This window comes from uncultured Streptomyces sp. (assembly GCF_947488945.1).
Taxonomy (GTDB): Bacteria; Actinomycetota; Actinomycetes; order Streptomycetales; family Streptomycetaceae; genus Streptomyces.
The window spans coordinates 293205-318022 of record NZ_CANLBS010000005.1; the positions used below are offsets into that span (position 1 = coordinate 293205).

Consider the following 24818-nt stretch of genomic DNA (forward strand, 5'->3'; position numbering starts at 1 on the left):
GATGAACCAGCCGATCAACCAAGCCGACAAACCTCCCGACTCCCCCACCCGCATCAGCAAAAGCTCCTGGGCGCAGGTGCTGAAGCGGACCTTGAAGGAGTTCAAACGCGACGAACTGACGGACCGGGCGGCGGGGCTGACCTATTACGCCATCCTGGCCCTGTTTCCCGCGCTGCTGGTGCTGGTGGCGCTGCTGGGCATCGCGGGCGACTCGGCCACCCAGACGGTCCTGGACAACATCCAGAAGCTCGCGCCCGGTTCGGCCCGGGACGTGATCACCAACGCGGTGACGCAACTGCAGTCCAGCGGCGGGACCAGTTCCGTGCTCGCGATCGTCGGCCTGCTGGGTGCCCTGTGGTCCGCCTCCGGGTACATCGCCGCATTCATCCGCGCCTCGAACGTCGTCTACGACGTGCCGGAGGGCCGTCCGGCGTGGAAAGTCCTGCCGGTCCGGGTGGGCCTGACCCTGGCACTCATGATCATGGCGTGCGTGAGTGCGCTGATCGTCGTGCTCACGGGCGGCATCGCCCGGCAGGTGGGTACGGCCCTGGGCGTCGGCGACACCGCCATGACCGTCTGGTCCTACGCCAAGTGGCCCGTCCTGGTGGTACTGGTGGCCGCCATGCTGGCGCTCCTGTACTGGGCGGCGCCGAACGCCAAGGGGCGGGGATTCAAGTTCATCTCCCTCGGCAGTCTCCTGGCCCTGGTGATATGGCTGGTCGCGTCGGCCGCCTTCGCCTTCTACGTCGCCAACTTCGGTTCGTACAACAAGACGTACGGAACCCTCGCCGGGATCATCATCTTCCTGGTCTGGCTCTGGATCACCAATCTGGCGATCCTCCTGGGGCTGGAGTTCGACGCGGAGATGGAACGCGAACGAGCCGTCGTCAGCGGCCGTCCGCCGGACGAGGAGCCGTACGCGCAACCTCGTGACACCCGCAAGTGGACACAGGAGGAACGCCGCGCCGCCGGGTACGGTGACCCGCCCTCCGAACCCGGGGCCGGACCGGACGCTCCGGCCGACCGGGAGGCACCGCCCGGTGAGGGGCCGCCCGATGAGGCAGCGCCCGGTGAGGGGCCGCGGCGGGACGGCTGAGGAGCGCGGTGGCCCGGCTCCGCACACACCACAGCGGCTGTGCGCGGAGCCGGGCCGCCCCGTGCCACCGCGGCCGGCCGGTGGCGTCCGGCTCAGGACGCTCAGAACGCGTACCTGACCCGCAGCCAGGGGGCGTGGGCCGCCAGCAGCTCCCGCATGCGGGCCACGGACCGCTGCTTGACCTCCACGGCGTACCGGACGTTGAGGTCCCCGTTCCCGGAGCGCTTGGCCTCCTGGACGGCGGGCTGCCACAGCACCTCCTCGGCCCGGGGGTGCCAGCCGAGGTTCACCTCGTGGAGCCGCTCGTTGTGGGTGAGCATGATGATCTCGGCGGCCGCCTGCTCCTTCACCCGGGCGGGCAGCACGTCGTCGAGCCGGGTGAGCAGCCCGGCCCAGTCGTCCTGCCAGCCGGACCGCAGGACGACGGGCGAGAGATTGAAGTGGACCTCGTAGCCCGCGTCCAGGAAGTCGGCTGCCGCCGCGATCCGTTCGGCGACCGGGCTGGTGCGGATGTCGAGCAGCCGGGAGTCGTCGGCCGGCATCAGCGAGAAGCGCACCCGGGTGCGGCCCCGCGGGTCGAGGGCGAGCAGGTCGGGGTTGACGAACTTGGTGGCGAACGAGGCCTTGGCCGTCGGCATCCCCCGGAACGCGGCGATGAGATCGGCGGTGTTGTCGCAGATCAGCGCGTCGACGGAGCAGTCCCCGTTCTCACCGATGTCGTAGACCCAGGCCTGCGGATCGCACTGGTTGGGCTGGGTCTTGGGGCCCTGGGCGCGTACGTGGCGCCGGACGTGGGCCACGATCGCCTCGATGTTGGTGAAGAGGGTGATGGGGTTGGCGAAGCCCTTGCGGCGGGGAACGTAGCAGTAGACGCAGGCCATCGCGCAGCCATTGGACGGACCGGGGGCGATCCAGTCGGCCGACCGGCCGTTGGGGCGCGTGGTGAGGGTGTGCTTGACGCCGAGGACGAGCGTCTCCTTCTTGACCCGCACCCAGCGGTCGATGTTGCCGTCGTTGCCGTGCAGCGAGGGGATGCCCCAGTGGCTGGGAACCTCGGTCACCCGCGCCCCCGGCAGCCGGGCCATGATCTGCCGGCCGCGCGGCGAGTCCAGGGCCGCCGGTTCCGCGTACACCTCCCGCACGTCGAGCATCCGGCGCGCGGCCGGGCTGTCCCGGAACGGCTGGGGCGGGGTCGACGACGGCGGGTCGTCCGGCCACCCGAAAAGCGCCTGCTGCTCCGGCTCCCCGGAACCGGGGCCCGTGGCCCGCCTCTCCATGGTGTCTCCCGTCGTCGTCCGTCCCGTCCCGCGTACGCGGCGCGTGCCGGCACCCGCCGCCCGCCGCCCGCCGGCGTTCAGTCCTCCCGGTCGCGTTCCTGTTCCAGCAGTGCGTCGAGGTCGCGGAGCCGGTCCAGTCCTCGCACGGCTTGGGACATGCGCGCGTTGTGCGCGAAGCGGTCGCGGTGCCGGTGCAGCAGGTTCCAGTATCCGGCGGTGAAGGGGCAGGCGTCCTCGCCGACCCGTACGGAGGGCCGGTAGCGGCACGGGCGGCAGAAGTCGCTCATGCGGTCGATGTAGGCGCCGCCGGAGGTGTAGGGCTTGGTGGTCATCCGGCCCCCGTCGGCGTACTGGGACATGCCCACCACGTTCGGGACCATGACCCAGTCGTAGCCGTCGACGAAGCTGCGGTGGAACCAGTCGGTGACGGCGCGGGGGTCCCAGCCCCGTTGCAGGGCGAGGCTGCCGAGGAGCATCAGGCGGGGGATGTGGTGCGTCCAGCCGGTGGTCCTCACCTGGTCCAGGACGTGGGTCAGGCAGTTCGCCCCGGTCGGGTCCGGCGCCAGTTCGGTGAACCAGCCGGGCAGCGGGGCCCGGTGGTCCAGTGCGTTGCTCGCGCGGTACTCCTGACCGAAGTACCAGTAGACGTGCCAGACGTACTCGCGCCATCCGGCGATCTGCCGCACGAACCCCTCGGCGCTGTTGAGCGGCGCGTCGCCGGACCGCCACCGCGCCTGCGCCCGTTCGACGCACTCGGCGGGGTCCAGCAGGCCGAGGTTGAGCGACGAGGAGAGCAGGCTGTGGCTCATCGTGGCGTCGCCGGCGAGCATCGCGTCCTCGTACGCGCCGAACGTCGGGAGCCGGTGCTCGACGAAGCGCCGCAGCGCGGCGAGGGCCTCCCGGCGGGTGGCGGGGAAGGCCCGCGGCCCGTCCTCGCCGACGAACCGGACGTCGCCCTCCCGCGACCAGCGGTCCAGGTCCGCGCGCACCTCGTCGTCGATGGCGCTCTCCCGCGGCCGGTACGGGGCGGGTACGCCGAGGTCGCCGGCTCCGCGCGGCGGAGGCTGCCGGTTGTCGTGGTCGAGGTTCCACCGGCCGCCCGCGGGCAGGTCGCCCTCCATCAGCAGGTCGTGCGTCCGGCGGACCCAGCGGTAGAAGTCCTCCTGGCGCAGGTGGCCCGCGCCGTGTCCGTCCGCCCAGCGCCGGAAGTCGTCGTGGCCGACGAGGAATCCCCGGGCCGGCAGCACACGCACGGAGGGCAGGGCGTCCACGAAGGCACGGGCCGCGTGGGAGGTGGGATGGTGCACGGTGACCGGGGCGTCACCGACGGCCTCCCGCAGCCCGGCACGGTAGGTGTCGGCCTTGACGTACCGCACCCGGTCGCCGAGCTCGGCGGCCCGGTGGCGCATCGCCGACAGGATCAGATGGGCCTTGGCCCGGTGGAAGCGCCGCCGCCGGAAGACGTTCCGGGACTCGATCATCAGCAGCGGGGCGTCCCGGTGCGGGCCGCCGTGCGCCGGATCGACGAAGTGCGGGCCGAGCTGGTCGCCGAACAACCAGTGGACGGTGCCGGTTCCTTCCGCCGTCATACCGCGTGCTCCCTCGACGATCCACGGTCCGCTGCCCGGCCCGCCGGACCGGGGGCCGAGGCGTCCACCTCCGGATCAAAGCGCACGGGGATGCGGGCGGCGGACCGCACACGCCGGTGACCGGCCGGCTTCACGCCCGCGAGGGCACCCGCCGGTGGTTCCGGCGCATGCCCTCGCGGGCCCGTCCGAGGCGTCCGGGGAGGGAAGCAGGGCCGGCGGGCCGGCCGACGTCCCCCGTTCAGCGGGCCGGCCGGTTCGTCAGATCGTCGCCGTGTCGATCACGAAGCGGTACCGGACGTCGCTGTTCAGCACGCGCTCGTACGCCTCGTTGATCTCGGACGCGCCGATCAGCTCGATCTCCGCCCCGAACCCGTGCTCGGCGCAGAAGTCCAGCATCTCCTGGGTCTCCGCGATGCCGCCGATCGCGGACCCCGACAGGGACTTCCGTCCGCCGATCAGGGAGAAGAGGTTGACGGAGACGGGCTCCTCCGGGGCGCCGACGTTGACCAGCGCGCCGTCCGTCTTCAGCAGCGAGAGGTAGGCGCCGAGGTCCAGCGGCGCGGACACCGTGGAGAGGATGACGTCGAACGTGCCGCGCAGTTCCTCGAAGGTCTTCGGGTCGCTGGTGGCGAAGTAGTGGTCGGCGCCGAGCTTCAGGCCGTCCTCCCGCTTGCGCAGGGACTGGGACAGGACGGTCACCTCCGCGCCGAGCGCGTGCGCGATCTTGACGCCCACGTGCCCGAGGCCGCCCATGCCGAGCACGGCGACCTTCTTGCCCGGGCCGGCGTTCCAGCGCTTCAGCGGGGAGTACGTGGTGATGCCCGCGCAGAGCAGCGGGGCGGCGACGTCCAGCGCCAGGCCGTCGGGGATGCGCAGGGTGTACTTCTCGTCCACCACGATGTGGGTGGAGTAGCCGCCGTAGGTGGGCTCGCCGTTCTTGTCGAGCGCGTTGTACGTGCCGGTGTTGCCCCGGGTGCAGTACTGCTCCAGACCGGCCTCGCAGTTCTCGCACGCGCGGCACGAGTCGACCATGCAGCCGACGCCCACCCGGTCGCCGACGGTGAACGCGGTGACGCCGGGGCCGACCTCGGCGACGATCCCGGCTATCTCGTGGCCGGGCACCATCGGGAAGATGCCTTCGCCCCAGCCGTCGCGGGCCTGGTGGATGTCCGAGTGGCAGATGCCGGCGAACTTGATGTCGATGAGTACGTCGAACTCGCCGACCGCGCGGCGCTCGATGGTCGTGCGCTCCAGCGGAGCCTTGGCGGACGGGGCTGCGTACGCGGCGACAGTGGTCATGCGGAGAACTCCTCAGAAGTGGATCATGCCCGGCGGCTTTCGGTCCGGGCACCCCTCCAGGGTGCCCCACTCCGGAGCCTTCACCCGGGTCCGGGCCCCGCGTGCGTCCGCTCGCGGGCCGCCGGGCCGTCCGGGTCGACGGGACCGGGCAGGGCGACGGCGCGTACGAACGCGTCGGCGAAGACGTCGCAGACCTCCTCGACCGGGGGGAAGCCCATCCCGGGCACGTGTTCCGCGACCGGGCGGATCAGCAGGTGCATGATCAGCGGGCTGGTCATCTGGTGCATCAGCAGGAACGGCGGCAGGTCGCGGACGCGGTGCGCGTCGATCTCGGCGGTGAGCCACTGCGTGATGTCCGCGAACGGGCGGGTGTTGAGGTACTCCAGGAAAGGGCGCACCGACGCGTCCTTGGGCCGGGCGAGGACCTCGGCCATCAGCGCCGGCACGACCCGCGGTTCGCGGCCGAGCGCGGCGGCCATGCGGCGGTAGACCTCGCCGACCGTGGTCCGCAGGTCGGCCGGGCCCGCGGCCAGTACCTCCTTGATGTCCACGATCGGGGTGTACCGGTGGAAGATGGCGCGGAGCAGGCCGTCCCGGCCGCCGAAGACGGCGTAGAGGCTGTGCACGGAGCAGTCGGCGACGGCGGCGATGCGTTCGAGGGACACGGCCGCGATCCCGTCGTCGCTGATGAGGGCGGCCCCGGCGTCGACGGCCCGTTCGCGTACGGGCTTCTGCCCGCCCGGATCGACGCCCGCGGCGCGCACCGCTTCGTCGAGGGCGTGCCGCGTCCCGCCGAGGCGGCGCAGCAGGGTACTGCGCGAGATGCCGGCCTCCTGGGCGACGGCCTGCATCGGCACGTCACCCACCTCCGCGCCGCGCGTCCGGGCCACCCGCAGGGCCGCTCGGACCAGATCGTCCGGGACGCGGACGCCGCGACCGGTCCCCTCCCCCGCGGCCGCCTGCGCCGCTCCGGCCTCCGCCGCGGTCCCGGCCGCCTCGGTTGCCTCCGCCGCACCGGGCGCAGGCCCGTTCACCGTCGCGCCGTCCGCCACGGGACCTGGTTCCGGAACACCCTTGTTTGACACACGCATCAACCTACCCTTTACTCCTGTATCAAGTTCTACGGACCACCTGCCGCGACCGCCCCGTGGCGCCCCCGCGAGTGGGCCGTCCGCCACCACTCTGCCTTTCGGCGCCGCGGCCCTCCGGCACGGGTCCGCCGACCACGCAGCTCACCAGGAAGCCCACCATGTCTCCGCACACCCCTCCGCCCGAAACTGCCGCGCCCGAAGCCGCCGGGCCCGCGGGCCCGGCCCGCAAGCTCGTCGTCCTCGTCCTGGGCCTGGCCGCCGTCGTGGTCGCCATGCTCGGTGCGTTCGCCCTGCCCGCCGTGCACAGCGGCCCGCATTCCATACCCGTCGGCGTGACCGGCCCGGCGCAAGCCGTGTCGGCGGTCACCGAGGCCCTGTCGGGGGACGAGTGGGCCGTCACCGCCTACGACGACGAGCGGACGCTGAAGTCCGCCGTGGAGGACCGGGACGTCATGGGCGGCATCGCCCTGAGTCCGGGCCACGTCACCGCCTTCGCCGCCACGGCCGGGGGCGCACAGTCCACCGCGGCTCTCACGGGCGTCGCCCACGCACTCGCCGCCCAGCAGAGTGCCGAGGTGACCGTCACCGACCTCGCCCCGTTCCCCGCCGACGACCCCAAGGGCGCGGGCTTCGCCGCGGCGGCCCTCCCCATGGTCTTCGGCGGAATGTTCCCGGCGGTACTGCTCACCCGGCTCTTCCCGGGCCACGCGGGTCTGCGCCTGCGCCTGCTCGGCGGGCTCGCCTTCGCCCTGGTCGCGGGCTTCGCCGTCACCGCCTTCCTGCAGTTCGCGACCGGTTCGATCGACGGCGGCCACCTGCTCAGCGGGCTCGGGATGTCGCTCGGCATGGCCGCCCTCGTCCTGACGCTGCTGGGGCTGGAGGCCGTCCTCGGCATGCCCGGCTTCGGGCTCGGCGCCGCCGTGGTGATGCTCCTCGGCAACCCGCTCTCCGGCCTGGCGAGCGGCCCCCACTGGCTGCCCGACGGCTGGGCGGCGTTCGGACAGCTTCTGCCGCCCGGCGCGTCGGGGAGCCTGCTGCGCGCCAACGCGTTCTTCGACGGCACCGGGGCGGGCACGCCCGCCCTCGTACTGGGCTGCTGGGCGGTGTTCGGCATCGCACTGATGCTGGTCTCCGACCGGCTCGGCCGGAAGGCCGCCGCCGCGGAGTCGGAGCCACGGTCCCTGCCTCGGCCCGCCTGAGCCCCCGGGCGATGGCGCACGACGCGCGGGGGCGCTCGTGCCCCTTGGGCCCGGTCCGCCCACGCGTGTCCGGGCCCCGCCCGCCCGAGTCCCGGGCGGGGTCGCACGCCGTGCGGCCGGGGCCGGGGGCCTCAGTGGTGGACGGCCCCCGGCCGCCGCTCGGGCATCGCCCCGTGCGACGTGTCGAACGCGGCAGCGCCCGATCCCTCGCACCTCGGGCACCCGGCGGTGTGGCACGGGCCGGGGCCCCAGTGCGGGACGTAGATTCCCAAGGTCTTGTGCCGGTCGATCACGGTCTCGACGGGCTGTTCGCAGGCCGGACAGACATGGCCGCCCTGCCTCGTGCTTCGACGCTCGGTTCTGGCCATGGTTCCACGGTAGGCCCGCAGGGGACGCCGGCCGACTCCTCCGGTCCTCCGCCTCGCCGTTTCCCGCGGCGGTCGACAGGCGGTTCCCCGGCCGTGCGCCATGTGGTCAGGACGGGCGGGTCGACACCAGCACCCCGACCCGGTCGATGCGGTGCTCCGGGTTGTCCAGGCTGTCGCGCCAGTGGTTGCCCGCGGCGTCGTCCTCCGGGGTGGCGCAGGTGGAGAGAGTGATCATAGCGCGGGTCGGCTTCTCGCCCGGCTTCCCCGGCACCTCCGCCCGCTGCTGGGCGAGGGAGCGCTCGGAGCGGAACGAGGTCGTGCGGCTCTGCGTGATCCGGTACTCGTACACCGTGCCGCCCTCCGTGACGTACACGGGGTCGCCCTCGTCCAGGGCCGGCAGGTCGTACAGCGGGCCCCCGGCGGTGATCCGGTGGGCCGTGACCAGGTAGTTCCCGATGTCGCCCGGCCCGACGCCGCCGTCCTCGCCGTACGGACTGGCGGCCACGCCCCGGTCCTGGATACGGGTCCCGGGCGCGTCGTCCGTCGTTCCCTCGTAGGGAACCACGCGCAGATCGGTGACCCCGACGGTCGGGAGCGTGAGCGCGGCGGTCTCGGTGCGCGGGTCGGTCCGGTCGGCGGGCGGCGTCCGGTCCGCGGCCGGGCCGGCGGACGCGGCGGCGACGACCGCGGGCGGCGGCGCCTGCGCGGCCGCCACGGGGGCCCCGACGGTGAGCACGGCCAGCGCGGCGGCGGCGCAGAACCGGGCGGCGCGGCCGGACCCGTCCGGCGCCCGGGTGAGGCGGGCGGAACGGGTGGGGCGGGCGGGGCGAGAAGGGTGCACGGCGGAGTCCGGATCTGGCCGGTGACGACTGGTGGGTGCGGCGAGGGAACGTGGTGCGGGAGACGGAACGCCTCCCGCACCTCCAGTACAGCACCGGCGGCGCGCCCGCGCCCCTCCGACGAGGTGCGGCCGGACGACCGGGCCGACCGTGGGCTCCACGCCCGGCGCCGCGTGCTCGGGCCCGGTCCGGCCGCCGTGAACCGTTCAACCGGCTCTCCGCCGACCCGTACCCGTACCCGTACCCGTACCGATTTCGATACGGGTGTCTCTGCCGATCCCCTGCGGGAACCGTTCTCGTAGAAACACATATGCCAGCCGATACCCTCACCGTCGCATCTTGTGCGAAGCAACCATGGGTGTATTCCTTGCATCTGCGGCAGTATCATCAAGGGTCGTTCCGGGAGTGGCGCCGGACGGCCGTACGCCCGACCGCGGAACCGACGCGCGAGCACCGTGTGGTTGGCGGTGCCGCGGTCACGTCGGCCGACCGGGGCGGCGGGGAGCGAAGTCGGTCCGCCGGGGCCGCAGGTGACGCGTCCGCGAGGACGAGAGGGAGCAGACCCGTGATGACCCGTACCGCGAGGCGTACCCGCCGCACGCTCACGATGGCCGGTGCCGGAACCGCCGTACTGCTGGCCCTGAGCGCGTGTTCGTCGTCGTCCGACGACGCGTCCGAGGCGTCGGATCCCTCCGCTTCGGCGCCTTCGGGAGAGGTCTCGGGCCCGGTGACGGTGTTCGCGGCGGCATCCCTCAAGGAGAGTTTCACCGCGCTGGGCAAGGAGTTCGAGACCGAACACCCCGGCACCGAGGTCACCTTCAGCTTCGGCGGCAGCGACTCCCTCGCGGCGAGCATCACCGGCGGCGCCCCGGCCGACGTCTTCGCCTCGGCCAGCCCGAAGACGATGAAGATCGTCACCGATGCCGGGGACGCCTCCGGCACGCCCGTCACCTTCGTCCGCAACCAGTTGGAGATCGCCACCCTGCCGGGCAACCCCGACGAGATCTCTTCCCTCAGGGACCTCACCGGGCCGGACCTGAAGGTGGTGCTGTGCGACGCGGAGGTGCCGTGCGGCGCCGCGGCACAGAAGGCCCTGGACGCCGCCGGCCTGAAAGTCACCCCCGTCTCCTACGAACAGGACGTCAAGTCCGCACTGACGAAGGTAGAACTGAAGGAGGCCGACGCGGCCGTCGTCTACACGACCGATGTGCGCGCGGCGGATGGCAAGGTGGAGGGCGTGGACTTCCCCGAATCGGCCGACGCCGTCAACGACTACCCGATCGTCCGGCTCAAGGACACCCGGAACGCCGGGGCGGCCGAGGCGTTCATCGCCCTGGTGCGGTCCGACGCGGGTCAGAAGATCCTGACCGGGGCCGGGTTCCTCAAGCCGTGAGGAAGCTCGACCGGTCCCGTGCCGCGGCCGGCTCCCTCCGGGGCGGGCCGCGGCGCCGTCGCGCCCGGAGCGGCGTGGGCCGGGGCGTGCCGTTGCCGCTCCTGGTCCCCGCGTTGCTGGGCCTGGCCTTCCTCATCGTGCCGCTGGCCGCCCTGCTCGTCCGGGCCCCGTGGACCAACCTGCCCGAACTGCTGACCAGCGCCGAGGTCTGGCAGGCGCTGCGGCTCTCGCTGGTCTGCGCCACGGCCGCCACCGCGGTGAGCCTGGTCATCGGCGTGCCGCTGGCCTGGCTGCTCGCCCGGGTGGAGTTCCCCGGGCGCGGTCTCGTACGCGCCCTGGTCACCCTGCCGCTGGTGCTGCCGCCGGTGGTGGGGGGCGTGGCGCTGCTGATGGCGCTGGGCCGCAACGGGATCGTCGGGCGGTCCCTGGACGACTGGTTCGGGATCACGCTCCCGTTCACCACGGCGGGCGTGGTGGTCGCGGAGGCGTTCGTCGCGATGCCGTTCCTCGTCATCAGCGTCGAAGGGACCCTGCGCGCCGCCGACTCACGCTTCGAGGAGGCCGCCGCGACGCTCGGTGCCTCCCGCTTCACCGCGTTCCGGCGCGTCACACTGCCGCTGATCGCGCCGGGCATCGCCGCCGGCGCCGTACTCGCCTGGGCCCGCGCCCTCGGCGAGTTCGGGGCGACGATCACCTTCGCCGGAAACTTCCCGGGCCGTACCCAGACCATGCCGCTGGCCGTGTACCTGGCTCTGCAGAGCGACCCGGAGGCGGCCATCGCGCTCAGTCTCGTCCTGCTCGCGGTGTCCGTCGCGGTACTGGCGGGACTCCGCGACCGTTGGATGACAGCAGGATGATCCCCCGCACCCCCGGCTCCGGCCGGCCCGACGACGTCCCGCCGCACGAGCCGTCCGGCGCCACGACCCTGCCAGGCGCCACCGCCCCGTCCAGCGCCCTCACCTCGTCCGGCAGCACCGCCCCGGACGGCCTCGACGCCCGGCTCGTGGTCGAGCGCGGCACGTTCCGGCTCGACGTGGCACTGACCGTGGCTCCGGGCGAGGTGGTCGCCCTGCTCGGCCCCAACGGTGCCGGGAAGACCACGGCCTTGCGCGCCCTCGCCGGGCTGGCGCCGATGACCGCCGGCCATCTGCGGCTGGACGGCCGGGCGCTGGACGCCACGCCGCCGGAGGCCCGTTCGGTCGGTGTCGTCTTCCAGGACTATCTGCTCTTCCCGCACCTCAGCGCCCTGGACAACGTGGCCTTCGGCCCGCGGTGCCACGGCGCGACCAAGGCGGCGGCCCGCGCCGAGGCCGCCGAGTGGCTGGACCGGCTCGGGCTCACGGCGTACGCGGGCGCCAAACCGCGCAGGCTCTCCGGTGGGCAGGCCCAACGGGTCGCGCTGGCGCGCGCACTGGCCACCCACCCGCGCCTGCTGCTCCTGGACGAGCCGCTGGCGGCGCTGGACGCCCGCACCCGACTGGAGGTGCGCTCGCAACTCCGCCGTCACCTGGCCGAGTTCGAGGCCGTCGCGGTGCTCGTCACGCACGATCCGCTGGACGCGATGGTGCTGGCCGACCGCCTGGTGGTGGTCGAGGACGGGCGGGTCGTCCAGGTAGGGGTGCCGACCGACATCGCCCGGCATCCGCGTACGGACTACATCGCCCGGCTCGTCGGCCTGAACCTCTACCGCGGCACCGCCGACGGCCACCTCGCGCGCCTGGACGCGGGCCCGGCGGTGACCACGACGGAGGAGCTGTCCGGTCCGGTCTTCGTGGCCTTCCCCCCGGGCGCGGTCACCCTCCACCGCGACCGTCCCACCGGGACCAGCGCCCGCAACCTCTGGCGGTGCGAGATCGCCGGCGTGGAAACCCACGGCGACCAGATCCGCGCCGACCTCATCGGCGAACTCCCCCTCACCGCCGATCTGACCACGGTCGCCGCGGCCGAACTCGACCTGCGGCCGGGAGCAGCCGTCTGGGCGACGGTGAAGGCGGCCCAGACCCACGCCTACCCCGCCTGACCTCCGCCGCCGGTGACGCCTTCGGTGACGTCGCGGGCACCCGGGTCCGCCGGGTCACCAGTCGTCACCGATGTCGAAGTTGTGGGCGAGGGGCGTCCCGTCGCAGGAGGACACCACCACGAGGTGGCCGCTCACCGCGGTCAGCCCGATGGAGAGCCGTTCCGCCAACTCCGAACTCGATGTCGCACTCGAAGCGGCGCTTGCAGCCGTCGTACGTCGCGAATCCGAGTTCTGCCACGGACACCATGGTGCGGACGGGGCACAGGCCCGCACGACACCCCCCGCTGCGCATGATCGCCCCGCCCACCGCACCACACCCACCCGCGCGCCACTCGCCGTTCAACTTCCGTACAGGGGAAGGGCGTTCAGGGTGCACCCTGAACACCGACAATCCTGGCCCGGGCTCACGGGAGAACTCCGGTGCCATGAAGGGACACTCAGGTGCCAGCGACCAGACCCGCCACGGAAGAGCCGCGATTGGCGGTCACCAGCCCGCCGCGCGGGCGCCTGCGCAGACGGCTCGCGGCGGCACTGCCGGTGCCGGTCATCGGGCTGGCGCTGCTCGTGGGCTCCGGGAACCTGCTGCTGCCCTTGCGGCAGGTGGTGACGATCGAGGCGAAAATGGCCTCGAAGCGGGACTTCTTCCAGGATCCCGTGGTCGAACGGTTGTTGATGAAGCACGGATTCCGCGTGCACGTCACCAACATGGGATCGCGTGAGATCGCCCAGCAAAGCTACGCGGGCTACGACGTCGTCTTCCCCTCCGGCCAGCCGGCCGCCGACCTGATCAGCCGCGAACGGGCCCGCGCGAATCGTCCGGTGATGCTGTACCGCCCGTTCGTCAGCCCCATCGTCCTGGCGACCTACCGCAACTACGCGGAGACGCTCACGGCGGAGGGCGTCGCGGAGCGCCTGCCGGGCTCCGGCGACCGGCCGATGTACTACACCCTCGACATGCGGAAGTTCCTCGATCTCGCGCGCGGCAAGAGACGAGGCGTCCAACGGAACCCCGCGGACGGCTACCGCTGGGACGAGATCGACCGGGACGACCACGTGCGCAACGGCAACAAGATCCTGGCCCAGACCTCGGACATCTGCGAGTCCAACTCCGCCGGCACCTACCTCGGCCTGGTCGCCTTCGTCGAGCACGGCAACGACGCTCCGGACAACACGGCCGAGGCCGAGCGCCTCGCCCGGCAGATCAAGCCGCTCCTCGTCGAGCAGGGATTGCCGTCCTCCGAACGGGCCGAGACGTACCTGTCCCCCGAGGGACCGAGCATCGCGCCGGTCGTGGTGATCTACGAGCACCAGTTCCTCGCCCACCAGATCGAGCACGCGGCCGAGAAGGGGGCGCCCGACGACCAGCGCGTCCTGCTCTACCCCTCCACACGGTTCGTCACCGAACCGCAGCTCGTCGCCCTCACCGGCAACGGCGCCCGGCTCGGCGAGCTGATCAGCGAGGACCGCGAACTACAGGCCCGTGCCGTCGAGTTGGGATTCCGTCCGCGGAACGGCACGGACGGGACGGCGAGTGACGCGCTCACCCGGTTCCTCACCGAGCGGCAGGTGCCGGCGCCCACCACCTCCTCCGACGACACGCGTGCGATCCTGCCCACGCTGTCCTTGCTGGAGGACATGATCGAGATCGTCGGAGACTGCCGGGCCCGGACGGGCAGCCCGTGAAGCGCCGTACGGGTCTGCCCGCCCTCTGCCTCGCGCTCGTCACCACACTGCTCACCGCCTGCTCGGGCGGCGGGACCGACGACACGGTCCGGCTCCGGGTGCTCGCCGCTCCCGACCTCGCCGTGCTCGCCCCACTCCTGGACGACCTCCGGGACGAGACCGGCGTCGACCTGCGCCTGGAGCCCCGGGCCGACGCCGAAACGGCGCCCCTGGACCGTGACGCCTACGACCTCGCGTGGCTGTCCTCCGACCGCTATCTGCGGCTGACGGACAGAACCGCGACCCGGGGAATGCTGCGCACCCCCACCATGTCGTCCCCGGTGGTCGTCGGCATGGAGCCCGAGGTGGCACGGAAGCTTCGCGCCGGCGTGCCGGGAGGCCGGCTCAGCTGGGCGGACATCGCGGACGCCGCCGCCGGCGGCACCGTCCGTTTCGGCATGGCCGACCCGCGGCACGCCGGCAGCGGGCTCGCCGCCCTCGTGGGCGTCGCCACCGCCGCGGCCGGGACCGGAGCGGCGCTGCGCCCCGAGGACGTCTCCTGCGACCGGCTGCGCGGCTTCCGGTCCGGCCAGACCCTGACCGCCGAGACCGGACCTGCCCTCGTCGAGGCGTACGCCGACCACCGGGACGAGGCCGACGCCCTGATCACGTACGAGTCCGACCTGCTCACGCTGGACGCCGGCGACCGCCCCGACGAGGGACTGGAGATCGTCCGCCCCCAGGACGGCACGATCCTGGCGGACTTCCCGCTGCTCCTGCTCGACCCGGCGCACCGCTCCGCGTACGACAAGGTCACGCGGTGGCTGCGGCGCGACCCGGTCCAGCGGCGGATCATGGAGCAGACGCTGCGCCGTCCGGTGAACCCGGCGGTCGCCCGGAACGGGCGGTTGCGCGAGCCGGTCGGCAACGCGCTCTACTACCCCGAGCAACCCGCCGTCCTGACCGCACTGCTGGCGGACTACGGCGACCCCGGCCGCCGCAGCACGCACCAGGTGGTCTTCCTGCTGGACTTCTCCGGTTCGATGCGCGGCGCCCGGATGGCGGCCCTGCGCGAGGCGTTCGCCGGGCTCAGTGGAGCGGACCCTTCCGCCTCCGGCAAGTTCACGCGCTTCTACCGGGGCGAGCGGCTGACCGTCGTCCGGTTCGGCGGCCGCGTGCTGGAGGACACGTCCGTCACCGTCGCCGGCCCCGAGGACCTGGCCACCCTCGCCGAGGTCGTGGCCGAGGGCGGCTACGGCGACGCCACCGCCGTGTGGTCCGCCCTCGACCACGGTTACCGCACCGCGGCCCGCGAGCTGGCCGCCGACCCCGACCGCTCCGTCTCGTTGGTCCTGATGACGGACGGTGAGAACAACGCGGGTCTCACGTACCCGGAGTTCGCCCGGCGTCACGAGGCGCTGCCCGCGGCCGTGCGCACCGCGGTCCACACCTACCCGATCCATTTCGGCGAAGCCGACGCCGGGGAACTCGGGCGCGTCGCGGCGCGGACCGGCGGGCGGATGGTGGACGCCGCCGGCTCATCCCTTTCCGAGGCCTTCAAGGAGATCCGTGGCTGTCACTGACGCTTTGTGGTGGAGTCTCTGGTGGCCGTGGATGACGGTCTGGCTGGCGACCGCCGCCGGTTCGGTGGTGCTCGTGGCGGTCCTGGTGCGCCACGGCCGGGAGCGCCGCCGGTACATGCGGCGCTGGCAGTCGGCGTACAGCATGTGCCTGTACCTCGACGAGCAGGCGGTCATGGACCTGTACGAGCTGGGCAACTACCGGTCCGCGCTGGAGGAGGCCGTCGAGCTGCGGACGAAGGTCGACACGAGTGTCGGCCTCTGGAGCCGGATGCTGACCTGGGTCTTCCGCTTCCGGCTGAAGAGGGACGTCAGCCAGGAGACCTTCCGCAAGTTCGTGCGCAAGGACAAGCCGATCAACGTGATCGGAGTGGTCCTGGACGCCTTCGACCGGGCCGACGCCATCGTGCACGCCGACCTGATCACCCGCACGGTCGTGCCGAACCGCAATCTCGCCGACAACCTCGACGCGGGCCGCGCGGTGACCCTGAGCCGGGTCGGCGAGTTCGTCTCGGTCAAAGGCGTGTTCAGCCTGGTGCCGGGGGTCGCGGAGGGCTTCGTCCTGCGGGCCGACTACGGCGTCGAGGGACCTCCGGTGTACATGCGCGTGGTGGCCCCGGGCGACGCCCGCCGCGCCATCCCGGCCGGAACGTTCACGGCCCGTTGCCTCGGCAAGATGACCGGCTGGCGCGAGGACACCTCCGAAGTGACGCTGGAGGCGATCGCGATCTTCTGGTGAGCCCCGGCGCGCGGTCCGCGCGGTGGACATTCCCCGACCACCGATCCGACGGCCTCCACGGCCCCGGGCCCAGGGCCCAGGGCCCTGGGCCCAGGGGTGTCGTCGCGGCGGGGTCCTGCGCCGCGCAACGGCGGTGACAACCAGAGGTGGCAGGCCTGCAACGGTGGCTTGCGCGACCCGCCTCCGGCGTTCTTCGCAGGCCGCGGTCCATTACCTCGACACGCCCCCGGCCCCGACTCGGTCGAGCCGGGACCGGGGGCGTGCCCTGGAGGAGTCCCCTCTTTTCAGGTGCAGGGAACGCCGTTCAGGGCGAAAGCGGTGGGGGCCGCCCCGGGCACGCCGGAACCCTGGAATCCGAAGGACGTCGAACCGCCCGGCGGGATCGCCTTGTTGTGGCCGCCGTCGGTGGCGGTCACGGTCGCGCCGGTCTGGGTCGCGGTCGCGTTCCACGCGCTGGTCACCTTCTCGGCACCGGAGAAACTCCAGGCGAGGCGCCAACCGTTCACCGCGGTGGTGCCGGTGTTGCGGACGGTGACGTCGGCGGTGAAGCCACTGCCCCAGGAGGAGCCGACCTTGTAGACGACGGAGCAGGCGGCCCCCGGAAGGGGCGTCGGGGTCGCAGTGGGTGTCGGCGTCGGGCTCGGAGAGGGAGTCGGCGTGGGAGTCGGAGTGGGCGTAGGAGTCGGGGTGGGCGTCGGACCGGATCCGTCAGGCAGCGCTCCCCACTGACGTACGTCCCCGTCCAGCAGCACCAGGTTCGGCGCGTCCACCGGGGTGGCGCCCGGCGTGCTGGGCAGGCCCTGGACGGACCAGTCGTCGGACGGGTCCCAGGCGCCCCGGGAACTGATGCGGAACTGGACCTCCTTGCGGTACGCCGACTGCCCGGCCGGCGCGATCACCGTGTTCGAGCAGTCCACGCTCACGTAGTACACGTCGCCCGCGTACCGCACGGGGCCGCTCGCGGTGCCGCACTGGTTGTAGTTGGTGGTGACCGTGATGTCCGTCGGAGAGACTCCCGGTTCCAGCGTGAAGTAGTACCGCAGGGATGCCTTCGTCAGGGATCGGGCGGGCCAGGCCGACTTGTTCACCAGGTACGCCTTGATCTCGGTGAAGTTGCTCCCGGAGGCGTTCACCGACGCCTGCGCCAGCACCTGCGGCCCGTCCGGTTGATCGGCAGGCGGGAAGGCGGTGAGCGGGGCGCCGCCGTACTCGGCGTAGAGGCGGGCGAGAGCGCCGGTGAACGCGGCGTTGTAGTCGGTGGCGACCTCGTTGTTGGTGTAGTTCTGCCGGTCGTCGCTGTAGGCGTCGTCGGGTGCGCTCGGTCCGCCGACGAGGGCGCCGTAGAGGATGTGGCGGCTTTCGACGGGGCTGGTGATCTGGTCGGTCCACGAGCCGTGCGAGGTGCGGTGGTGCGGTTTGGTGGGAGGCGTGTTGCCGAAACCGACGACGTAGCTCGCCCTGCGCGGGTTGTCGCCGAGCGCGTAGTCGATCTGGCGCACAGCGAAGTCGTGGTAACGCGCCTTGCGGGTCGCGTCGCCCGTCAGCCAGTCGCTGTAGGAGAGCGCGGCGAACGCGGTGTTGGCCGCGTACCGCAGGGAGCCCCACGAGTCCAGCACGGCCTGGCCACCGGGAGAGTAACGGACCTTCGCGCCGTTCACCCCGGACGTCCACCAGTCCAGCCATCGGTTGGTGTCGTCGATGTACTTCTGCTTCCCGGTGAGCTTGGCGAGCAGCACGTAGGAGCCGTAGGAGGTGTCGTCCCAGGAGAGCGTCCACCGGTAGGAGCGGGTGGTGGTCTGCGGCTCGGTGGAGAGGCCGTCGTAGTACTGCTCGGCCTTGGCGAGATAGGTGGCGTCACCGGTGGCCCGGTAGAGCCAGACGGCACCCCACACCAGCTCGTCCTGGTACCCGCTCCAGGAGTTGTAGTACGACTTCGCGTCGGTGATGCAGTCGCTGTACTTGCCCCGGTAGGTGTCGGCGAACGTGTACAACTGCTTCGCGTGGGTGACCAGTTTCGCTGCGTAAGCCGGGTCGTCGTCGGAGAACAACATCGACGAGGCGGCCATCGCGGCGGCCGTCTGCCCGGCGAGGTCCGTGCCGGGGCAGGAGGCGTCGATCCGGTAGGCGGGCCGGGCCATCGGCATCACCTCGGCCGGACCCCACCACTTGTGGTCGTCGGCGCCGTTGCCCACCTGGCCGTACAGCACGTGGGGAGACGGGTGCGCCCTGACGAAGTAGTCGTTGACGAAGCGCAGGTTCCCCTTGAGGTACTCCAACTGCCCCGACGCGGCGTACGCGGCCTTCTGCTCCACGCCGCCCCAGGCCAGGACGGTGGCACTGTAGGCCATGGGGAGGCCGAACTTCACGTGGTCGCCGGCGTCGTACCAGCCGCCGGTCAGGTCCAGACCGACGTCCTTGCCGTCGTCCAGACCCGAGTCGCCGCGCCAGGAGACCCGGTTGTCGTCGGGCAGGCGGCCGGAGCGCTGGGCCTCGTAGAAGAAGAGCGACTTCTGCAGCGCCTCGCCGTAGGCGAACGCGGGGGCGGCCTCGGCCGGGGCGGCGGCGAGCGGTGTGAGGGTGGCGGCGAGCAGGGCGGTCACACCGGCGAGGACGACGCCCCAGCGGGAACGACGGGCGTGCGGGACGCGGCCCCGGGACGAGGGTGGGAGGTGTGTACGGGGCGGGTGCGAGAAAGCTGGTAGACGCAACGGATCGTCTTTCCATGGGTGGGCGGCGGGGTCTTCGTGGCTGAGCGGTGTACCGGGCGGTGCGGTGTACCGGGCGGTGCGGTGTACCGGGCGGTGCGGTGTACCGGGCGGTGCGGTGTACCGGGCGGTGCGGCCGGCGGCCCCGTCCTGCTCAGCCCGGGTCTCCCCCGGTTCTCCCCCGGTTCTCCCCCGGTCTCTTGGAGCGGTGCGGCTGCGCCGACAGGCCTCGCCCGTGGACCGGACGACCTCCTGCGGCGACGTCAGCTTCGGCTGCGCCCGCCGTCCGGCGGGCTGTCCCGCGGGGCCGGAAACACAGCGCTCCCGCCGAGCGTCGGACCGCGCCGTGGGCGCGCGTGATCCGTTTCATTGCATGAGCCTGACAAGCCATGATGTCGCCTTTCCCTGGAGAACGTAGGCCGTGGGCGCGGCGGCGTGCATCGCGATGGGAGCGCTCCCGCGCTTCAGATTGCCGCGCCGCGAAACGAAGCGGCAATGTGCGAACACGCCACTTCCGCCGTGTGGCTGAAAGTACGCGCTCGCCAGTAGGCCCCCTGCCCGGCGGCGCCGCGCGGTCGGCCGCCGAAGGGCCGGGGCGGGGCAGCCGGCGCCGCTCTTCTCCCCCGCGCCCGGTGGCCGCCCCGGCGCGGCCGGGCCTGCCCTTCGGGAATCCCCGGCCTCCCTCCGGTGGGCGCGCGAGGGCGACCGGGAGCGCCCGACCAGGGCTCGTGGGAGCCGGGCCGAGTCGTCGCAGGAAACCCGAAATCGCTTTTGCTGCACGGGCGTTGACAGCACGTTACGGTCCTCTCACTATGGGAGCGCTCCCACACGTCGGATCCAGCTGCCCACCCGCTTGTGCCTCGCCCGCAACGCGCTCACGTCTCGCCTTCCGCGCGGGCCCGCGCGGGACGTTCCGCCGCCCGGTCGACTCCTCGCCCGCCACGCCGGTCGTTCGCCTGCCCAGCTTCACGGCCCGACATCCACCGACCCGCCCCGCCCGTGACGACGGACCACCCAGTGAGGACTCCCATGCCAGCACCGCACGGACCCGGCCGCCCGGCCGCCACCGGCATACGCCCCTTCGCGCGGGGCGCGGCCGTTCTGGCCGTGGCCACAGCCCTGCTGACGTCGCTGGTCGGCGTTGCGCCCGCCGCGTCACCGACGACCGACGTCGCGGACGCGGAGGTGCAGGTCAACGCCCAGGCGTCGCTGGGCCGCCTGTCCGACACCGCCCGCGGCGTCAACACCGCCGTGTGGGACTCGCACATGAACGATCCCGAGGTCGCCGACCTGATGAAGGCGGCCGACGTGGGCGCGATGCGCTACCCGGGTGGGTCGTACGCGGACATCTACCACTGGGAGACGCACACGGCGCCCGGAGGCTATGTCGCCCCGGGTACCGGCTTCGACGCCTTCATGGGCACCGTCCGCGCCACCGGCGCACAGCCGATCCTCATCGCCAACTACGGGTCGGGCACGCCCGAGGAGGCGGCCGGCTGGGTCAGGTACGCGAACATCACCAAGGCGTACGGCGCGAAGTACTGGGAGATCGGCAACGAGATCTACGGCAACGGCCACTACGGCAGCGGCTGGGAGCACGACGACCACCAGGACAAGAGCCCTCGGGAGTACGCCCGCCAGGTGCGTGCCTACGCCGCGGCCATGAAGGCCGTCGACCCGACCGTCAAGATCGGCGCGGTCCTCACCTCTCCGGGCGAATGGCCGGACGGCGTGGTGGGCGAGGGGGACCCGGGTGACTGGAACAACACCGTGCTCCCCGCAGTGGCCGACGTCATCGACTTCGTGAGCGTCCACTGGTACGCGGGTGGATCCGACACCACCGCCGCGGACGCCTCGGCCAGACTGGCCAGGCTGCCCGGTGGACTGCGGGAGGTGCGCAGCCAGCTCGACCGGTACGCGGGCGCAGACTCACCGGACATCGGCATCGCCCTCACCGAGATCAACACCAACACGGGTGGCGCCCGGCTCACCGCCCGTCCCAACGGACTGTTCGCCGCCGACGCGTTCATGACGGCTCTGGAGAACGGCGTGTTCACCGTCGACTGGTGGAACACCCACAACGGCATCGACCGGATCACGACCGTCGACGGCGAGACGGACTACGGCGACATGGGGATGCTCTCCAGCGGCGCTTGCAGCGGTGACGTGTGCGAGCCGGCTCCGAACACGCCCTTCCACCCCTACTACGGCATGAAGATGACCAGCCGACTGGGCGTCGAGGGCGACACCATGGTCGCTGCCTCGTCCTCCGCGCAGGACGTCACGGCACACGCGGTGCTCCGTCGCGACGGGCGGCTGAGCCTCATGCTCATCAACAAGAACCCGGACGCCGCCCGGACCGTGGACCTCGCGTACGCGGGCTTCACGCCGTCCGCCACCACGCCCGAGGCCAGCCGCTACGCACGGGGCGACAGCGACATCACCGCGCTCGCCGCCGGGGAGGCGTCCGCCTCCCGGGTCACCGTGCCACCGTACGCACTGCTCACCCTCACCCTCGAACCGCGAGCCGGCACCGGTCCGGGTTCCTCGGCCGCCGGAACCCCGGGCACCCCGAGGCTGGACGGGGTGAGCGCCACCACCGCGCGCCTGTCCTGGACGAGCGCGACGGGCGCGGCCCGCTACCTCGTCCAGGAGCGCGACGGCTCGCACACCCGCCTGGTCGGCGAGGCCACCGGCACGTCCGTGACCCTGCGGAACCTGCCCCCGGGCAGCACCCACACGGTCCACGTGCTGGCGGCCGATGCCTCGGGGCGGCTCTCCGCCCCGTCCTCCCCCCTGACCTTCACCACCGGCGTTCCGTCGGACGCGGCCTGCACCGTGACGTACCGCCGGGACACGAGCTGGGGCAACGGTTTCGTGTCCACGGTCACCGTCCGGAACCTCTCCGACACGCCGATCACCGGCTGGACCGTCGACTGGGACTGGCCGACCGTGAGTCAGACGGTGTCCTCCGGCTGGAACGCCACGTTCCACCAAACCGGCTCACACGTGCGCGTGACCGCACCCGATGGCGCGGGGCCGCTGGCCCCGGGTGGTGGTTCGACGGCCTCCTTCGGATTCGTCGGCGCCAACGACGGGCCCAATCCGGACCCGACGGCCTTCCGCCTCAACGGCGCCGTCTGCTCGAGCGGCTGACGCCCGGTCCGCCGGGGACCGGGCCGCCGGGGCCACCCCCTCCCGGGCGAACCCCGGGAGGGCGAGCCGAGGGTTCCGTTCCCGCAGCCCTGACTGCGGTAAGCCTGACTGCGGTAAGCCTGACTGCGGTAGGGACGGTCGTGGCTTCAACCCCGGTAGGTCTCCAGCAACCGCAGCCACACCTCGCTGATGGTCGGGTAGGCCGGGACCGCGTGCCACAGGCGGGAGAGGGGGATCTCCGCGGCGATCGCCACGGTGGCCGAGTGCAGGAGTTCGCCGACGCCGGGGCCGACGAAGGTGACGCCGAGCACGGTCTCCCGGTCGAGGTCCACGACCATCCTCGCCCGGCCCTCGTAGCCGTCGGCGTACAGACCGGCCCCGGCCACCGAGGCGAGGTCGTAGTCGACGGCGCGGACGCGGCGGCCCGAACGCTCGGCCTCGGCGAGGGTCAGGCCGGCGGACGCGGCCTCCGGGTCGGTGAAGACGACCTGGGGGACGGCGTCGTGGTCGGCGGTGGCGGCGTGCGCGCCCCAGCGGTCGGTCTCCAGCAGGGGGACGCCCTGCGCGCGCGCGGCGATGGAGTCCCCGGCGATCCGGGCCTGGTACTTGCCCTGATGGGTGAGGAGAGCCCGGTGGTTGACGTCTCCGACCGCGTAGAGCCAGTCGCTGCCCTCGACGCGGAGGGTGTCGTCGACGGTGAGCCAGTCGCCGGGGGTGAGGCCGGCCGTCTCCAGGCCGAGGTCGTCGGTGCGCGGGGCCCGGCCGGTGGCGAAGAGGATCTCGTCGGCCTCGACGGGGTCGCCGTCGTCGAGTTCCACGGTGACCGGGGCGTCGGGCCCGGGGCGTCGGAGGCCGGTGACGTTCACGCCGTACCGGATGCGGGCGCCGGCCGCGGTGAGGGAGCGGGCGACCAGTTCACCGGCGAACGGTTCCATCTTCGGCAGCAGGCCCCCGCCCCGGACGAGGAGGGTGACCTCGGCCCCCAGGCCCTGCCAGGCGGTCGCCATCTCGACGCCGACCACGCCGCCGCCCACCACGACGAGCCGGCGCGGCACCTCCTTGGCGCTGGTGGCTTCCCGGCTGGTCCAGGGGCGGGCCGCGTCGATGCCGGGCAGGTCGGGGAGGACGGCCCGGCTGCCGGTGCACACGGCGACGGCGTGGCGGGCGGTGAGCCGGCGGACGGAGCCGTCGGGGGCGGTGACCGAGACCTCCCGCCGTCCGGTCAGCCGGCCGGTGCCGCGCAGCACGGCCGCGCCGATGCCCTCCAGCCACTCGACCTGGCCGTCGTCCTTCCAGTGGGCCGCTTCCTCGTCCCGCCGGGCGAGGACGGCGGCGGCGTCGAGCGGACCGCGGACCGCGTCCCCGAGTCCGGGCGTCCTGCGTGCGTCCGCACGGGCGACGACCGGGCGGAGCAGGGCCTTGCTGGGCATGCAGGCCCAGTAGGAGCATTCGCCGCCGACCAGCTCGGACTCCACCACGGCGGTGCTCAGCCCGGCGGCACGGGTCCGGTCCGCGACGTTCTCCCCGACGGGTCCCGCGCCGATCACCACGACGTCGTATTCGGCAGTGTTCACAGCTTCAGTCATGCGGACAGTCTCCTCGGGGGTATGGGACTCGGCCACCAGGGCAGGCGGAATACGGATCCCGCCGTCATGGTTGTGGCGGACAGGTTCGAACCGGCACGTCACACGGGTACGAGAAGAGGGAGCCGAGCATGAGCACCGTAGAGCTGACCAAGGACAACTTCGACCAGGTGGTCAGTGACAACGACTTCGTGCTGATCGATTTCTGGGCTTCCTGGTGCGGTCCGTGCCGGCAGTTCGCGCCGGTGTACGACTCGGCCTCCGAGCGCCACCCGGACCTCGTCTTCGCGAAGGTCGACACGGAGGCGCAGCAGGAGCTGGCGGCCGCGTTCGAGATCCGTTCCATCCCGACGCTGATGATCGTGCGCGACAACGTGGCGATCTTCTCACAGCCGGGGGCGCTCCCCGAGGCGGCCCTGGAAGACGTCATCGGCCAGGCGCGCAACCTCGACATGGACGAGGTGCGCAAGTCGGTCGAGGAGGAGCAGCGGAGCCGCCAGGCGCAGACTGAGCCGCAGGCCCAGGCCCAGGGTGAGGCGCCGGAGCAGCAGTAGCACCGCGCCGGTGAGTGGCGCGCCCGCGCGTACGGGCGCGTACGGAGACGGCCCCGGGTCCGAGTGATCGGACGACCGGGGCCGTTTTCGCGTGTCCGGGCGTGGGCGGTGAGCGCCGCTCAGCGGGCGGGACCGCTCCCGCCGGGGTCCGTGCCGGTGGAGCCGTCGGTTCCGGTGGAGGTGCCGTCGGCCTGCTCGACGGGGGTCTCGGCGCCCGGCGTCTCCGTGCGGTCCAGGGCACCGGGGCTGTGCACGCCCGTGCGGGAGTCCTTGTCGGGGGCCCCTCCCCCGGCCGTCGTCGGGGTGGTCGCGGCTGCGGCGGCTTCGGCCCGGTCCGCGGCGCCGGGGAGGATGTCGGTGGCGGGTCCGGGGCGGCCCGGCGCGCGCTCGGAGACGCGTACCGACAGGCCGTAGTCCAGTTCCGCGCCGTCGACGAGCAGCGCCTCGACCGTGTGGGTGGCCGGGTCGATGTCCGCCTCGACGCCCTCGCCGGCGTAACGGGGGTAGCCGGACGCCCCGGTGTCGCCGGTGGCGGCGACGACCGCCGAGCGGATGGCCCGGCCGGGCCCGTCGGCGCCACCGGTCTCCCCGCCGCCCGCGAACTCGGGCACCAGCAGGATCTCGTAGCTCTGCGGATGGCTCATGCTCCGACGCTAGACACCCCCGCG

At 72.7% G+C, this 24818-nt stretch carries 18 protein-coding genes and 1 pseudogene; 10 read left to right on the plus strand and 9 right to left on the minus strand.

Going from position 1 to position 24818, the window contains the following annotated elements; all coding sequences use genetic code 11:
- Window position 1: 1 nt before the first annotated feature.
- Complete coding sequence (locus tag Q0994_RS10040; protein ID WP_299531799.1) at window positions 2-1096, plus strand: YihY/virulence factor BrkB family protein; 1095 nt, start codon at window positions 2-4, stop codon at window positions 1094-1096.
- A 101-nt stretch (window positions 1097-1197) separates the two neighbouring features.
- Here Q0994_RS10040 and Q0994_RS10045 read toward each other — a convergent pair whose 3' ends face one another.
- The 4 genes from Q0994_RS10045 to Q0994_RS10060 form a co-directional block, all read right to left on the minus strand.
- The gene (locus Q0994_RS10045) at window positions 1198-2373 is read right to left on the minus strand and encodes a spore photoproduct lyase family protein (protein ID WP_299531802.1); all 1176 of its coding nucleotides are present in this window, start codon (window positions 2371-2373) and stop codon (window positions 1198-1200) included.
- 77 nt (window positions 2374-2450) lie between these two features.
- A complete protein-coding gene (locus tag Q0994_RS10050) occupies window positions 2451-3962 on the minus strand; it encodes a cryptochrome/photolyase family protein (RefSeq protein WP_299531804.1) in 1512 nt (503 codons plus the stop codon).
- A 258-nt stretch (window positions 3963-4220) separates the two neighbouring features.
- Window positions 4221-5261, minus strand: coding sequence for an NAD(P)-dependent alcohol dehydrogenase (locus Q0994_RS10055; protein WP_299531806.1), 1041 nt, complete (start codon window positions 5259-5261; stop codon window positions 4221-4223).
- An 80-nt stretch (window positions 5262-5341) separates the two neighbouring features.
- Window positions 5342-6295 (minus strand): TetR/AcrR family transcriptional regulator, encoded by a 954-nt coding sequence (locus tag Q0994_RS10060; protein WP_299531808.1) that lies wholly within the window; start codon window positions 6293-6295, stop codon window positions 5342-5344.
- Between the two features lie 215 nt (window positions 6296-6510).
- On the opposite strand from Q0994_RS10060, the gene Q0994_RS10065 reads away from it, so the two are divergent.
- Window positions 6511-7551: a hypothetical protein gene (locus Q0994_RS10065; RefSeq protein WP_299531810.1), complete on the plus strand. Its 1041-nt coding sequence runs from the start codon at window positions 6511-6513 to the stop codon at window positions 7549-7551.
- A gap of 131 nt (window positions 7552-7682) precedes the next feature.
- Here the strand turns inward: Q0994_RS10065 and Q0994_RS10070 are convergent, their stop codons facing one another.
- Both Q0994_RS10070 and Q0994_RS10075 read right to left on the minus strand, forming a co-directional pair.
- The gene (locus Q0994_RS10070) at window positions 7683-7919 is read right to left on the minus strand and encodes a hypothetical protein (RefSeq protein ID WP_299531812.1); all 237 of its coding nucleotides are present in this window, start codon (window positions 7917-7919) and stop codon (window positions 7683-7685) included.
- 106 nt (window positions 7920-8025) lie between these two features.
- Window positions 8026-8661 carry a class E sortase gene (locus Q0994_RS10075; RefSeq protein WP_299532141.1) on the minus strand — a complete coding sequence of 212 codons (636 nt, stop codon included), beginning with the start codon at window positions 8659-8661 and terminating at the stop codon, window positions 8026-8028.
- Between the two features lie 665 nt (window positions 8662-9326).
- On the opposite strand from Q0994_RS10075, the gene modA reads away from it, so the two are divergent.
- From modA to Q0994_RS10105, 6 genes are all read left to right on the plus strand, one after another.
- The gene (gene modA, locus Q0994_RS10080) at window positions 9327-10151 is read left to right on the plus strand and encodes a molybdate ABC transporter substrate-binding protein (protein WP_299531814.1); all 825 of its coding nucleotides are present in this window, start codon (window positions 9327-9329) and stop codon (window positions 10149-10151) included.
- A complete protein-coding gene (modB, locus tag Q0994_RS10085) occupies window positions 10148-11008 on the plus strand; it encodes a molybdate ABC transporter permease subunit (protein ID WP_299531816.1) in 861 nt (286 codons plus the stop codon). Before modA ends, modB begins: the two co-directional genes overlap by 4 nt.
- Window positions 11005-12171: an ABC transporter ATP-binding protein gene (locus tag Q0994_RS10090; RefSeq protein ID WP_299531818.1), complete on the plus strand. Its 1167-nt coding sequence runs from the start codon at window positions 11005-11007 to the stop codon at window positions 12169-12171. Before modB ends, Q0994_RS10090 begins: the two co-directional genes overlap by 4 nt.
- Before the next feature lie 477 nt (window positions 12172-12648).
- Window positions 12649-13854 carry a hypothetical protein gene (locus tag Q0994_RS10095; RefSeq protein ID WP_299531820.1) on the plus strand — a complete coding sequence of 402 codons (1206 nt, stop codon included), beginning with the start codon at window positions 12649-12651 and terminating at the stop codon, window positions 13852-13854.
- Window positions 13851-15416: a VWA domain-containing protein gene (locus Q0994_RS10100; RefSeq protein ID WP_299531822.1), complete on the plus strand. Its 1566-nt coding sequence runs from the start codon at window positions 13851-13853 to the stop codon at window positions 15414-15416. Before Q0994_RS10095 ends, Q0994_RS10100 begins: the two co-directional genes overlap by 4 nt.
- Window positions 15403-16152 carry a hypothetical protein gene (locus tag Q0994_RS10105; protein WP_299531824.1) on the plus strand — a complete coding sequence of 250 codons (750 nt, stop codon included), beginning with the start codon at window positions 15403-15405 and terminating at the stop codon, window positions 16150-16152. Before Q0994_RS10100 ends, Q0994_RS10105 begins: the two co-directional genes overlap by 14 nt.
- Before the next feature lie 284 nt (window positions 16153-16436).
- Here the strand turns inward: Q0994_RS10105 and Q0994_RS10110 are convergent, their stop codons facing one another.
- The gene (locus tag Q0994_RS10110) at window positions 16437-18752 is read right to left on the minus strand and encodes a glycoside hydrolase family 9 protein (protein WP_299531826.1); all 2316 of its coding nucleotides are present in this window, start codon (window positions 18750-18752) and stop codon (window positions 16437-16439) included.
- A gap of 1134 nt (window positions 18753-19886) precedes the next feature.
- Here Q0994_RS10110 and Q0994_RS10115 point away from each other — a divergent pair.
- A complete protein-coding gene (locus Q0994_RS10115; RefSeq protein WP_299531828.1) occupies window positions 19887-22013 on the plus strand; it encodes a cellulose binding domain-containing protein in 2127 nt (708 codons plus the stop codon).
- A gap of 146 nt (window positions 22014-22159) precedes the next feature.
- Here Q0994_RS10115 and Q0994_RS10120 read toward each other — a convergent pair whose 3' ends face one another.
- Window positions 22160-23599, minus strand: coding sequence for an NAD(P)/FAD-dependent oxidoreductase (locus Q0994_RS10120; protein WP_299531830.1), 1440 nt, complete (start codon window positions 23597-23599; stop codon window positions 22160-22162).
- A 128-nt stretch (window positions 23600-23727) separates the two neighbouring features.
- Between Q0994_RS10120 and trxA the strand changes: the two genes are divergently transcribed.
- The gene (gene trxA / locus Q0994_RS10125) at window positions 23728-24150 is read left to right on the plus strand and encodes a thioredoxin (protein ID WP_299531832.1); all 423 of its coding nucleotides are present in this window, start codon (window positions 23728-23730) and stop codon (window positions 24148-24150) included.
- Window positions 24151-24539: 389 nt separating this feature from the next.
- On the opposite strand, the pseudogene Q0994_RS10130 reads toward trxA, so the two are convergent.
- A pseudogene (locus tag Q0994_RS10130) lies at window positions 24540-24794 on the minus strand (hypothetical protein); the annotation flags it as partial.
- Window positions 24795-24818 lie beyond the last annotated feature (24 nt).